The sequence below is a fragment of the Agreia sp. VKM Ac-1783 genome (assembly GCF_900177765.1).
Classification (GTDB): domain Bacteria; phylum Actinomycetota; class Actinomycetes; order Actinomycetales; family Microbacteriaceae; genus Agreia.
Map to the genome: position 1 here is coordinate 182,054 of NZ_FXWI01000004.1, position 12,005 is coordinate 194,058.

The window sequence follows — 12,005 nt, forward strand, 5'->3', positions numbered from 1 at the left end:
GCCGACGATGCCCCGCCTTGACATCGTCGGACGACCGTGAGCGGTGCCCGCCGAGAACTCAGCCAGCGGCCGTGTTGTACGCGGCGATCTGATCTGCCGCCTTCGACTCGGCGTCCTTCATCGTCGAGGTCACATCGGCTCCCTCGACGACCTGGTTGAACGCCCCGATGACGGTCGCGCGCACTGTCGGAAAGGCGCCCGTGCGGCATCCGGCTGCGGCCTGGCTCGCCGGCGTGTTCGCCAGCTGATCGGCCATCGCGGCCACGTTCGGGTCAGACAGCGATTGCTTGCCGACCGCCGTGTCGGCGGCGGAAGTATTCGATGCGAGATAGCCGGTGGCGCTGGCCCATTCGGCCTGCACGTCGGCGGAGTGGAGATAGGTGAGGAACTCGTACGCGGCCTTCTGCTGCGCTTCGGAGTGTCCGTCGCCAGAGATCCAGAGAGCATTTCCACCGATCACCACGCCGGCGTCTTTCGATTCGGAGGTCTTCGGGAAGGCCGCGACCTTCGAGGCCGTCTTGCTCGGATCGGCGGTCGTGTACGCCCCCGTGGACGTGATCATCATGCCCACCTTGTCGCTGGCGAATGCCGACGTCATGGCGCTGTTGTCGGTTCCGGGGTTCAACGCGGTTCCGTCGGAGAACACCTTCTGGAGCTGACGCATGAACGTCACCTGGGTGGGTGAGGTCAGGTCGAGACCCGTGACCTTGTCGGAGCCCCGGCCGTTCTCCGGGGTGCAGAAGTTCTCGCCGCCCGACGCCGACATCTCTTCGAGCATCCACGAGTCGCTCATGTTCATGGTCATGCCGTACGCGCCCGTCGACGCGTGGATCTTCTCGGCCCAGTCCGCGACCTCGGCCACCGTCGTCGGGGGCGAGTCCGGGTCGAGGCCGGCCTGGGTCACCAGTGATCGGTTCAGGTACAGCACCGGCTGCGATACAGAAAAGGGCATGGCCGCAAGCCCTCCGGATGCTGCCGCGTAGTACGAGCTGACGATCGGGGGAAAACTGTCGGCGTCGAACGACGAGTCCTTCTCGGTGAACGTCGACAGGGGCGTGGTCTTCTTGGAGTCGACCATGAAGCCTGTCGAGATGTCGTTCATCATCAGCACGTCGGGCGTCGTTCCCGACTGCACCGCCGCCGTGTACTTCGTCTGCACATCGGCGTAGGAGCCCTGGAACGACGCGTCGACCGTGATCTTGCCGGCCTCCTGGGCGTTGAACTTCGACACGAGCGAGTCGAGCTCTGTGGCCGCCGGCCCCGTCATGGCATGCCAGAACGTGAGGGTCACCGGGCCGGATGCGGTGGCCGAGTCGGCATCGGATCCAGACGCGGCGCATCCGGACAGGGCGAAAATGAGCGCGCCGCCGGTGGCCGCGGCGATGAGTGAGCGTTTACGAAAGGACATAGTTCGGGTTCCTTCTGTTCGGGTTCTGTTCGTTGTTCGGGTTCTATTTGAGGGCGCCGGCGGTGATGCCGCCGGCGAGAAATCGCTGTGCGAGGAGCACGACGATGAGCACGGGCAGGGTGACCATGGCGGCTCCCGCGAGCACGACGCCGATGTCAGTGGCCTCGGCGTTCGACAGCTGCGCGATGCCCACCTGCACGGTTCTGTTATCGGGCGAGTTGGTCACGAGAAGCGGCCAGAAGAAGCCGTTCCAGGCGGCGGTCGCGCTGACCAGCGTCACCGAGATCAGGGTGGGCCGAACGACCGGCAGCAGCATCGACCGGATGAAGCGAAAGTGTCCGGCTCCGTCGAGCAGCGCCGCGTCGCGCAGTTCGCCTGGAAAGCTCAGGAATGCCTGCCGGAACAAGAAGATGCTGAGGGCTGAGGCGACGAAGGGCAGGAAGACGGCGGGCACGGTGTCGATGAGGTGCCAGGAGGAGATCGTGAGGTAGTTGGCGATGAGGGTCGTCTCAGCGGGGATCATCATGCTCGACAGCAGCACCAGGAAGAGCGCTCGGGTACCGCGCAGTCGACAGAAGACGAGGGCGTAGGCGGCGGCGATTCCGATCGCCACCTGCAGCACCGTCTGGCAGACCGTCACCGCCAGGCTGTTGCCGAACTGCCTTCCAAGCGGAATGACCTGGGTGGCGCGGATCACGTTGTCGAGGGTGAGGTGGATGGGCACGAGTCCCTCCAGCCCCTGGTCGAGCCAGGCTGTCGGCGTCAGTGCGCCCTCGAGGATGTAGTAGAGCGGGAAGCACACGACGATCACCGCCGCGACGAGCCAGACGTAGAGCAGCGCGCTGCGCATCCGGGCTCGCGTCGACGAGCGTCTTCTGGGCGATCGCATCAGTAGTTCACCCGCTTCTCGAGAACGCCGAACTGCACGAGCGACAGCGCGAGCACCAGCAGAAAGAGCACCACACCGAGCGCGGCGGCCAGGCCGAAGTTGGCGCTGCCCGCTCCGAACGCCGACTGATAGATGTTGTAGACGAGCGTCGTGGTGGAGTTCGCGGGACCGCCACCGGTGAGGATCTGGATCTGGCCGAAGGTGGTCAGCGCCTCGACCGCTCCGGTCACCACGACGAAGAACAGAGTGGGGGTCACGAGGGGCAGCGAGATAGACCAGAGGGTTCGAAGAGGCCCAGCCCCGTCGAGGTGCGCCGCCTCGATAACGTCGTTGTCTATGGCGCCGAAAGCGCCGAGGAGGAGCAGCACGGTGAATCCGATCGAGCCCCACACCGTGACGACGATCACGCTGGCGAAGGCCCACTGCGTACTGGTGAGGAAGGGGATGTCGGAGCCGCCGAAACGCGTGATCACCGAGTTGACGAGACCGTTTCCGGGGGCGAGCATTGCCGCGAAGGCGACGGATGCCGCCGAGACGCTGACGACCATGGGCGAGGTGAGCAGCGCCCGGAACACCGGGATGCCGCGCAGCTTGGTGGTGAGTGGGATGGTGATGAGCAGCCCGAGCACGATGCGTCCGGCCACCACGGCCAGGCAGAACGCCCCGGTGCGGAGCATCGTCGCGCCGAACTGCGGATCGGTGAAGATCGTGACGAAGTTCTTCGCGCCCACGAAGCCCGCCGCTTGGCCGAAGATGTCGGTTCCCTGCATGCTGAGCCAGATGACCTTGCCGAGCGGGTAGAACACGAAGACCGCGAACACAGCGAAAGCGGGCACGAGGAGCGCGACACCCACGCGTCGGTCGGAGCGGAGCCAGGACTGCGTCGACGAGACGCGGCGGCTGGCCACGGCGACGCGCCGTTCGGCGGTGATCGAGGCTGACATTCAGCATCCTCTCGGATAATAGGGAACGTTCCCTTTTCGGGACGGGTCAACTCTCCGACACCCTTGGATGCACGGTCAAGCGGCGCGAGCATCCGGTCGCCGAGCGTTCACTCGGCGTTAAGGAAGGCCTGAATCAATCCCTATCAACCCGAATAGGAGCACCATGACCCCCGACATTATCGACAACCCGAATGAGCTGGCAGCCCTCGCCGAGACCGCAGCTCGAACTGCCGCGCCCGCACTCATCGCGGGGTTCCGCTCTGAGATGGACATCTCGTTCAAGCGCGATGCGCACGACGTCGTCACCAAGTACGACCGCGAGGCAGAGCGCGTCATCAGCGAGGTGTTGCAGAACGGAGCCCCCGGTTCGCAGATCCTCGGCGAGGAGACAGGCAGCTCCGGCGAGGCCCCCCTGCGCTGGATCATCGACCCCATCGACGGCACCGCCAACTTCGCCCGAGGGCTGGCCTACTGGTGCATCTCGATCGCCGCAGAGGTCGACGGCGACGTGGTCGCGGGAGTCGTGTTCGACCCCATGGCCGACCACCTCTTCTCTGCGGGTGCCGACGATGCCACGATCGACGGCACGCCCATGCGCTCGGCCTCGGCCCCGGATGACCGCTCGACGCTGCTCACCAGCTTTCCCAACCAGCACGACGTCGATCTGCTCGGCGACGCAGCATTCGAGCTGCTCGCCCAGATCACCGCCGACTATCAGCACCACCACAGCACCGGCAGCGGTGCGCTGAACCTCGTGCACGTCGCGGCCGGCTGGTCAGACGCGACGATGGGCTTCGACACGAGCCCCTGGGACGTCGCGGCCGGCGCCCATATCTTGCGCCGGACGGGCGGCAGCTACGCCGGCTTCCGCGAAGGCGTGGCCGTCGACCGACCGCAAGAGAGCCTCGACTACGTTGCGATGGGGGCCGGCGGTGACCACAGCGCGCTCATCGCGCGGGTGCGCGAGCTGTCGGCGCGCTGGTTTCCGGCCGCCTAACACGAGACCGGATGCCGCGGGCCGCCGCCAGAGCGGCCCGGCCCACGGCATCCGGCCCCTGGGTCAGGCGGTCACACGGTCACGCGCTGGTCAGCTCCCAGCTGTGCACGTGCTCCCACGTCATCGTCTTCCACCAACGGCCCGACCAATCAGGGCTCGCCGTGCGGTACATCACAACCGAGCGCCCGGCGAATCCGCTCGGCACCGGCACCTCGAGTTCTCTGATGAACTCGCCGACCTCGTCGCGCAAGTCGGGCCTCTCGTAGAGGTCATGCGAGGCCAGCGACAGGTGCCCACGAAACAGCTCGGGCACGAAGTCATTGGGCAACGGGTTGTTCATGGGGCGCCGGAACGGCTCCACCGCGGCCTCGATGTCACGAGCGAGGCTCACCAGCGCCTCGTTCTCGGTGCCGTCGGCGTTCTGGCTCACGTCGTAGACATAACCGATTCCAGGGGCTCGGATGCCCGCATTGTGCACCTCGAACGCCTCGCGATTCGCGAGCAGCGCGGTCACGGCCGCGACCACCTCGTTCTCGTTGAAGCCGAAGGGCTGGCTACCGACGAGGGTCGCATGCGGGGGAAACGCGCCCGCCGAGAGAAGGCCGTATTGAGCGCGCAGCTGGTCGGTGACGACGGTGACGGCACGGCACGTCTTCGCGTCGGGGCGCAGGTAGATTCCGTAGCGGTAGGGGTCGCTGTCGTCGCGGGGCAGTTTATGGGCGATGTGGTCGTTCACACGATCTCGCTTTCTGGTGGGTATCGTTCGGGATAGGGAACGTTCCCTATTCTGAGACACGAACGGCTCGGCACGAGTCAACGAGAAGGCGTCCACTGGGTGAACGAACGATGACGCGGGCTAGATCGCCGCCGCGGTTCGCCCCTCGATCAACTCGCCCGCGATCGAGCGATGACGCGCACCCTCGGCAAGACCCTCGATCTGATCGACGACATCATCGACGGAGAGTCGTCCTATATGACTCAGCGGCTGCCGCCACGAGGTGATGCCGAGGAGGCTGGTCGTAAAGGGGCGCACGCCGTCGTACCCCGTCACCGAGATGTCAGTGGGGGCGCTGAGGCCCATGCGGCGCAGGGATTCGAGAACCGAGATCGCCCACGAATCGCTCGGAGCCATCACCGCGGTCACGCCACCGGCAGCCACTATCGCCTGCACGATCGAATCAGCACGCTCGACGTCTCCGCCGAAGTCCTCGCAACGAAAGGCGAGAACCTCGACCTCCGCTTCACGCAGGCGCTCCACCATCGCCATCGTGCGCGCCGACTGAGTGATCGACGATTCCGCGGTGTGGGTCATCACGGCCACGCGACGGTGACCGAGCATCGCCACGCGCTCCGCCAATCCTCGACCGCCGCCGACCTCGTCGCAGTAGACGCTGCTCACCGAGGGGTCCGCCTCCGGTCGACCCGCGATCACGGTCGGAATCCGGCGAGCGAAGGGAATGATGTCTTCGACGGGCAGAGCGCCGCTGCAGACGATGAGCCCCTCGACACGCAGCGAGACGAGCGTCTCGAGAGCCCGCCGCTCCTCCTCGATCGGAAAGGTGCCAGATCCGGTGGCGGTGACCGCGCGGTATCCCCTGGCCGATGCCTGTTCCTGAAACGCCGTGAGGAGGTGACCGTAGAACGGCGTCGCGGCATCCCGAACGAAGACGCCCAGCGTATGGGTGCGATGAGCCGACATGCCACGCGCGTTCGCGTTGGCCACATAACCGAGTGCGTCGGCCGCCGCCTTGACCTTGGTCACCGTGCGCGCGGCCACACCGGGCGCTCCTGACAGAGCCCTCGAGACCACCGACTTCGAGACGCCCGCGGCTGCAGCCACATCGTGGATGGTGGGCACGGGACCGCTCTGGCGCTCGCCGGGTGTGCGGCCCACCGGCTCGTGGTCTTCGGGGGTCAGCTCGCGCACGTTCCTACGCTAGCGGGCGCATCGACGGAGGTGGTGTCGTCATCGACTGCCGCCGTACTCCTTCGGTACGAGATCGAGTCGCGGCTCACCGGTCCCGATGAGCCGCACAATGGCATCCGCCACCAGCTCAGGAGTATCGAACGTGGCCCCGGCCGTCATCTCCTCGGCCTCGGCGCGGCCCGCCTTGATGGAGCTCATGAACTCGGTCTCTGTTGCAAAGGGAATCATCGTCGAGACGGTGATTCCCGTTCCCTCGAGCTCGTTTCGAGCGATCGCCCCCAGGCGCTCGAGGGCGATCTTCGACGCGACGTAGCCGCCCGTGCCCGGCACATCTCCGAAGGTCGTACCCGAACTGACGTTGACGATACGTCCGGCGCGCTGACGTCGCATCGTCGGCAACACCGCCTGCATCAGCGCGAGCGGAGCCACGAGATTCAGCTCGAGCACAGCACGAAAGTCGTCGAGGTCGATCTGCTCGAGAGTCGCCTGGAATCCTTGACCAGCGTTGTTGACCAGCGCGTCGATGCGACCGAATTCTGTGAGAGCAGTGCGCACCAGAGCGTCGATCTGCCTCTGATCGGTGACGTCGCAGGGCACCGCGATCGATCCCTCAAGTTCTCTGGCAAGACTCGCGATTCGATCTTCGCGACGGGCAGCGAGCACCACACGAGCACCCGCTTGAGAAGCTGCCCGTGCCGTCGCCGCGCCGATGCCCGACGAGGCACCGGTGACGATGACCACAGCATTGTCGATGTCCATATCGCTCTCCTTCGTTCGCAGCCCCGCGTTCGGGCCGTCGACTTACGCTACTACTAAGTAGCGTAAGTCGACCCGGTGGGTTAATGTGAACTCGTGAACGCATCACGCTCAGACTCCCCCACCCGACGCACGGGACGCCCGATCGACCGATCGAGCGACGCTCTGGTTCTGTCGAGCGCTCTCGAGCTCCTCGCCGAGCGGGATTACGAGCGCTTTACCGTCGACGAAGTCGCCGCGAGAACAGGAAAGGCCAAGACGACCCTCTACAGGAGGTGGCCTACGAAGGAAGATCTGGTGCTGGCCGCCATCAGCGCCATCGGGCGCCCTCCCGAACTCGACGCTCTGCCCGAAACCGGTTCTCTGCGTTCCGACCTGCTCGCGGTGATCGACTCGCCCTGGCTCGGCGGCGCCTCCCGGCGAACCTCGATCTTCGCCTCCCTGATCTTCGCGACCCGCAACTCCGAACGAATCGCCCGGGCAGTGCGTGCAGAGGTGACCGAGCCATACGTCGACATCTACAGACGCATTCTGTCTCGCGCAGCTAACGGGCAGGATGCCGCCGACCGCGCCTCTCGCATCCGGGTGCTCGCCGAGGTGATCCCCGCCATGAGCACCCATCGACTCGGTTCCGGCTCCGAGTCCCCGTCTCGCGACTTCTTCGTCTCCGTCGTCGACGAGGTGGTGCTGCCCGCACTCATGTCAGCCAGGCCATAACGGCGTCTTCGATGCCCTCCCGGTGTGGGCCATAGCGATCCACCAGCAGCGCCTCCATACCCACCGCGCGCGCTCCCTCGATGTCGTGCAGAGGGTTGTCTCCGACGAACAGGCACTCCTCCGGCTCTACACCGAGGCCGGTCGCAAGCAGGCGGAAAGCTTCCGGATTAGGTTTCTGCACGCCCATGCTCTCTGAGATGCAGATGTGATCGAAGACCTCGAGCAGTCCAGTGACGCGCAGCTTGTCGAGCTGCTGCTGCTCTGAGCCGTTCGTCAACAGTCCGACTCGACGCCCGTTGGCCTTCACTCGCCGCACCAGTTCGACGCTGTCCGAGAAGACACGCCATGCGGCCCGGTAGCCCGACAGATAGCGCTCGAACAGAGCATCGAGTTCCGCCGCATCAGCGGGGGCTGTCAGCCCGAGGGCGGGGAGCACCGTTCGCAGCCGTTCGCGACGCTGCTCCTGAAAATCGATGCGACGCGAACGCCAGCGTTCGATCTGCTCTTCCTCGGCTGTGAACCACAGCGCGCGGGCATGCTCCGATGGCTCGATTCCCAGCGATTCGAGAAAGCTGTCTACCCCGACGATCGCCGAACCACGATGGTCGAACAGGGTGCCGTCGAGATCGAATCCCACCGCCCGTATTTCCATCACAGCACGATCACATCCCTCCCGCACCGGTCTCGGCTGAGAGCCAGCTTCGAACTCGCTCTGGTCATCCTGACTTTTTCACGGTCGCCATTCGCTGTTCAACGCCCGTTCATGGAGCCGTCGATCGATCAGGCGAAACGCGGAGAAAACTCGACGCCGTGCCCGAACACATCGAAGATGACAATCGTCCCGGCCTCTCGCGCCGCGGGTTCCTCGCCGCCGGCGGAGCCGTAGGAGCCCTCGCCGCAGCAGGCATGGGATCCCCCACACCAGCTGCCGCCTCGCCCTCCGCTGCCGACTCGATCCTCGCTGCGGCAGCGTCGGCTCCGTCTGTCGCATCACCCCCTATCCCCACGAAGAAGTGGGCACCCGACCTTCCGTCGCCGCGCTTCACCGTCGCGGTGATGCCGGATACCCAGTACATGTTCGACGGCGCGTCGATCGATCCCAAGCCGCTTCGCGCCTCTCTGCACTATCTGCTCTCTGAGCAGAAGCACCAGAACATCGTCTTTCTCGCACACCTCGGCGATCTGACTCAGAATGGCGCTGATGCCGAGATGGCGGCCGTCGGCGCGGAGTTCGCTGTCTTGGACAAGGCCGGGGCGGCTTACAGCGTGCTGGCCGGCAATCACGATGTCGACTCGTCGACCGACGACCAGCGAGGAAAGACGGCCTACCTCGACACGTTCGGGCCTTCGCGATTCAGCGGCTCCGACAGCTTCGTCGACGCGTCACCCGACGGCTACAACACGGCGCACAAGTTCACGGCCGCGGGGAGGGAGTGGCTGGTTCTCGCGCTCGACTGGCGAACCAGCGCCGGAGGGCTCACCTGGGCACACTCCGTGTTGGCCGCTCATCCACAATCGCCCGTCATCATGACGTCGCACACTCTCGTCGACTCCGGAGCGGACGGCTCCGCGACCTTCGATGAGTATGGGCAGGGCCTGTGGGACTCGTTCGTCTCGGGCCACGACCAGATCTTCTTGACCCTCAACGGTCACTACTGGGGGCCGGGCCGCACGACCGCCGTCAACTCGGCCGGGAACACCGTCGATCTCCACCTGACGAACTACCAGAACCGCTACTACGGCGGCGCAGCAATGATCCGGCTCTACCACTTCGACACCGAGCGAAACGTGATCGATGTCGAGACGCTCGCACCGTTCTTGATCGATGGCGGACTGAAGACACCGAACGAGCTGGCAGAGCAGGAGACTCGGCTGAGCGGCGACATCGACCGCTTCACCGTGCAGATCGACTTCGCCCAGCGGTTCTCCGGATTCGCACCCGTGGCCACTCGCCCGGCGCGCTCGGCGCAGAGCATGATCGTCTCGGGTACGACCGCCTATTGGCGCTTCGAGGGTCAGCCGAACGGCGCGAGCGTCAGCGGCTCTACTCGCGTGGCCGATCAGACCGGAAACGGCAACGATCTCGTCGTCGCCGGCCGACCCGGTGCAGTTGCCGGCGCCCTTCTCTGGTCGGATGCTCATCACCCCGATCAACCGAGCGTGGGCAGCCTGGCGCTGACCGGGGGTCGCCCCGGCGGCGACTACCTCAAGACCGTCGATCAGGCGCCAATGAACATCAACCAGTTCCTCCATGGCTACACGGTCGAGGCTTTTCTGTTTCTGCCCTCCACCTTCGATGGCAGCGCGAACGGCTTCAGCGCCCTTCTTTCTCAGTCATCGTCTGCGGGCGAAGCAGGCAAGGCGCACTCGAGCAGTGGCGACCCGCAGGAGCCCTCGGTCACCTTGAGTCTCTCCAGCGATCGCGAGCTGCAGTGGTGTGTCTACCCCGTCAGCCAGGACGGCTCGCTCACGAACTGGGGCCATGAGCTGCCCCTCGCCACGTGGTGGCACGTCGCGGTCGTCAACGATGGCAAGCACACCACGATGTACGTCGATGGATGCCCCGTGGCACGCAATCCATCGACTTCGAATAAGGGGCTGGCGGTGGTCGGCCAGCCCTGGCTGCTCGGTGGCTACAACTACGGAGGCAAGCTCGATCAGGTCTTCGTCGGCAGTATCGGCGACGTCAGAGTCGTCGAACGGGCACTCGACCCGAGCGAGTTCATGATCGCCTAGCCGACGCCCAGCTCTTCAGCGGCAGGCCCGAACGCGGCAGGCTCGAAGGCGGCAGGCTCGAAGATCTTGGGTCGTTCGATGCATTCGTGGGCCGTTCGGTGCGTTCGTGGGTCGTTCGGTGGGTTCGTGTTCGAGCGCATTATGTTCAAGCGCGCCGTGTTCGAGCGCGCCGTGTTCGAGCGCGCCGTGTTCGAGCGCGCCGTAAGCGCTGTTTGTCCTCGAAGCCGTAATCGTTGTTTGTCCTCTAAAAGGGGCAGTCCGCGAGACCCTCCTCCGGTCCTGTCGATCTGGCGGCGGTAGTGATGGCGTCTTCGAGTTGTTTCGGTGCGGGTTGCATCTTGCCTTCTGGCTGGATCACATAGCGGTAGCCGGCGGGTGAGGTGGCGGTGAGGGTGTCGTCTCCGTTCTGCACGATCTGCCACCTCGTGTGGTGTTTTACCCTGTGATGCGCCTGGCTCAGCGGTGCCAGGTTCTCCGGAACCGTGTTTCCTCCGTAGGCGTGATCTTCGGTGTGGTCGACATCGGCCTGCTCCGACGGGACGGTGCAGCCGGGGAACACACAGCTCGGGTGCACGAGTCTCGCGTGGTCGATCATGCGCGCCGTGGGCCGATAGTCCCTTGGGTCTGTGGTCAGGATGCGTCCGGTGATCGGGTCGGTGAGGATCCGCCGCCAGGAGGTCGCCTCCGCCGTCAACTGCGCGGCGGTGGCCGGGTCGATCGGTCCGTAGCCGCGGAGGATGGCCGCCTCCTCACCGATACCGAGGAGAGTCATCGCGGGAACCATCACATGAACCCTGCCCCGGACGCCCCGGGTCGCACCCGGGATCGAGGTTTCACCGTTGAGCATCAGGTCGGTGAGGACATCGAGTTTCAGATGCGTCATACTCCGCGGGTCACCTCCCGCCCTGAGACCTGCCGCCAATCGAGTCGCCCTGTCTGTGATCGCGTGAATCTCGGGCGCCGGAGCGAACAGTGTCAGGTACGCCATGCCATCCGCTGCGGGATCGACGTAGATACGACGTGTGCCCGCGGCCTTCTCTGCCCGTTCGACCGCGGTGGTGGGTTGGGCGAGTTCGACCTCGTGGCGTGCCTTTCGATCGAGTTGCTTTGGATTCACCTCTGTAGCCAGCGCTGAGAGCCTCGTGTCGTACAACACCAAGGCGTCGCCGTCGAGGCCGTCGGCGTGCTTCGCGATGACCTCGGCATGCTCCCACGACACGACTCCGGCAGCCACTGCAGCGAGCGTGGCGGGAAGACGATCCACAAGAGCAGTGCTGGTGTCGATCAGAGTCGCGGCCCGGTACTCGGTGCGACGGGTGAGCTGGGCGAGTTCGGTGAACAACTCGACCCTCTCGACCCGAGCGGTCGACCACACGGGACCACCAGTCGAGGTGTCTGATGGCGCCTGCCGATGCAGGTGGTTTCTCGCGTCGGTGACGCGTCTGGCCCTGACCGCTGACAGTCGGGCTATCTGCTGATCGAGGGCGGCGACCTCTTCAAGCGCGACCACGTATGGGTCGGGCTCGAGGAGCGGGATCGAGGATGTCATACCTGAAGTCAAACAGCAGCCACCGACACTGGGTCCAGGAGGGCATTCGATACTTGATCAGGGAATATCGCTGTGGATAACT

Annotated in this window: 11 protein-coding genes; 3 read left to right on the forward strand and 8 right to left on the reverse strand. The window is 65.3% G+C overall.

Translation table 11 applies throughout. From position 1 onward, the window contains the following. Nucleotides 1–58: 58 nt before the first annotated feature. The 3 genes from CCK87_RS14985 to CCK87_RS14995 are packed head-to-tail and all read right to left on the reverse strand — an operon-like array spanning nt 59 to nt 3,241. On the reverse strand, nt 59–1,408 hold the full coding sequence (locus tag CCK87_RS14985; protein WP_086462219.1) for an ABC transporter substrate-binding protein: 1,350 nt from the start codon (nt 1,406–1,408) through the stop codon (nt 59–61). Nucleotides 1,409–1,451: 43 nt separating this feature from the next. Next, nucleotides 1,452–2,297, reverse strand: a complete 846-nt coding sequence (locus CCK87_RS14990) for a carbohydrate ABC transporter permease (protein WP_086462220.1) — start codon at nt 2,295–2,297, stop codon at nt 1,452–1,454. Next, nucleotides 2,297–3,241, reverse strand: coding sequence for a sugar ABC transporter permease (locus CCK87_RS14995; protein WP_086462221.1), 945 nt, complete (start codon nt 3,239–3,241; stop codon nt 2,297–2,299). Before CCK87_RS14995 ends, CCK87_RS14990 begins: the two co-directional genes overlap by 1 nt. Nucleotides 3,242–3,404: 163 nt before the next feature. Between CCK87_RS14995 and CCK87_RS15000 the strand changes: the two genes are divergently transcribed. After that, nucleotides 3,405–4,238 carry an inositol monophosphatase family protein gene (locus tag CCK87_RS15000; protein ID WP_086462222.1) on the forward strand — a complete coding sequence of 278 codons (834 nt, stop codon included), beginning with the start codon at nt 3,405–3,407 and terminating at the stop codon, nt 4,236–4,238. A gap of 79 nt (nt 4,239–4,317) precedes the next feature. Here the strand turns inward: CCK87_RS15000 and CCK87_RS15005 are convergent, their stop codons facing one another. The 3 genes from CCK87_RS15005 to CCK87_RS15015 form a co-directional block, all read right to left on the reverse strand. Beyond that, nucleotides 4,318–4,974 (reverse strand): 2'-5' RNA ligase family protein, encoded by a 657-nt coding sequence (locus CCK87_RS15005; RefSeq protein ID WP_140162882.1) that lies wholly within the window; start codon nt 4,972–4,974, stop codon nt 4,318–4,320. Between the two features lie 120 nt (nt 4,975–5,094). After that, nucleotides 5,095–6,165 carry a LacI family DNA-binding transcriptional regulator gene (locus CCK87_RS15010; RefSeq protein WP_086462223.1) on the reverse strand — a complete coding sequence of 357 codons (1,071 nt, stop codon included), beginning with the start codon at nt 6,163–6,165 and terminating at the stop codon, nt 5,095–5,097. A 39-nt stretch (nt 6,166–6,204) separates the two neighbouring features. Next, nucleotides 6,205–6,924 carry an SDR family NAD(P)-dependent oxidoreductase gene (locus CCK87_RS15015; protein WP_086462224.1) on the reverse strand — a complete coding sequence of 240 codons (720 nt, stop codon included), beginning with the start codon at nt 6,922–6,924 and terminating at the stop codon, nt 6,205–6,207. A 93-nt stretch (nt 6,925–7,017) separates the two neighbouring features. Here CCK87_RS15015 and CCK87_RS15020 point away from each other — a divergent pair, with 93 nt between their 5' ends. After that, nucleotides 7,018–7,638 (forward strand): TetR/AcrR family transcriptional regulator, encoded by a 621-nt coding sequence (locus CCK87_RS15020; RefSeq protein ID WP_086462225.1) that lies wholly within the window; start codon nt 7,018–7,020, stop codon nt 7,636–7,638. Here CCK87_RS15020 and CCK87_RS15025 read toward each other — a convergent pair. Continuing rightward, nucleotides 7,619–8,290, reverse strand: a complete 672-nt coding sequence (locus tag CCK87_RS15025) for an HAD family hydrolase (protein ID WP_086462226.1) — start codon at nt 8,288–8,290, stop codon at nt 7,619–7,621. The genes CCK87_RS15020 and CCK87_RS15025 overlap by 20 nt on opposite strands. A gap of 158 nt (nt 8,291–8,448) precedes the next feature. Here CCK87_RS15025 and CCK87_RS15030 point away from each other — a divergent pair, with 158 nt between their 5' ends. Continuing rightward, complete coding sequence (locus CCK87_RS15030; RefSeq protein ID WP_249273925.1) at nt 8,449–10,374, forward strand: LamG-like jellyroll fold domain-containing protein; 1,926 nt, start codon at nt 8,449–8,451, stop codon at nt 10,372–10,374. Nucleotides 10,375–10,618: 244 nt separating this feature from the next. Here CCK87_RS15030 and CCK87_RS15035 read toward each other — a convergent pair whose 3' ends face one another. Beyond that, nucleotides 10,619–11,923, reverse strand: a complete 1,305-nt coding sequence (locus tag CCK87_RS15035) for an HNH endonuclease signature motif containing protein (RefSeq protein ID WP_086462227.1) — start codon at nt 11,921–11,923, stop codon at nt 10,619–10,621. Nucleotides 11,924–12,005: the final 82 nt, after the last annotated feature.

Coding starts and splice junctions, on each gene's coding strand:
- CCK87_RS15025 (WP_086462226.1), bottom strand. CDS start 8,290: ATGGAAATACGGGCGGTGGGATTCGATCTCGACGGCACCCTGTTCGAC.
- CCK87_RS14990 (WP_086462220.1), bottom strand. CDS start 2,297: ATGCGATCGCCCAGAAGACGCTCGTCGACGCGAGCCCGGATGCGCAGC.
- CCK87_RS15035 (WP_086462227.1), bottom strand. CDS start 11,923: ATGACATCCTCGATCCCGCTCCTCGAGCCCGACCCATACGTGGTCGCG.
- CCK87_RS14995 (WP_086462221.1), bottom strand. CDS start 3,241: ATGTCAGCCTCGATCACCGCCGAACGGCGCGTCGCCGTGGCCAGCCGC.
- CCK87_RS15015 (WP_086462224.1), bottom strand. CDS start 6,924: ATGGACATCGACAATGCTGTGGTCATCGTCACCGGTGCCTCGTCGGGC.
- CCK87_RS15000 (WP_086462222.1), top strand. CDS start 3,405: ATGACCCCCGACATTATCGACAACCCGAATGAGCTGGCAGCCCTCGCC.
- CCK87_RS14985 (WP_086462219.1), bottom strand. CDS start 1,408: ATGTCCTTTCGTAAACGCTCACTCATCGCCGCGGCCACCGGCGGCGCG.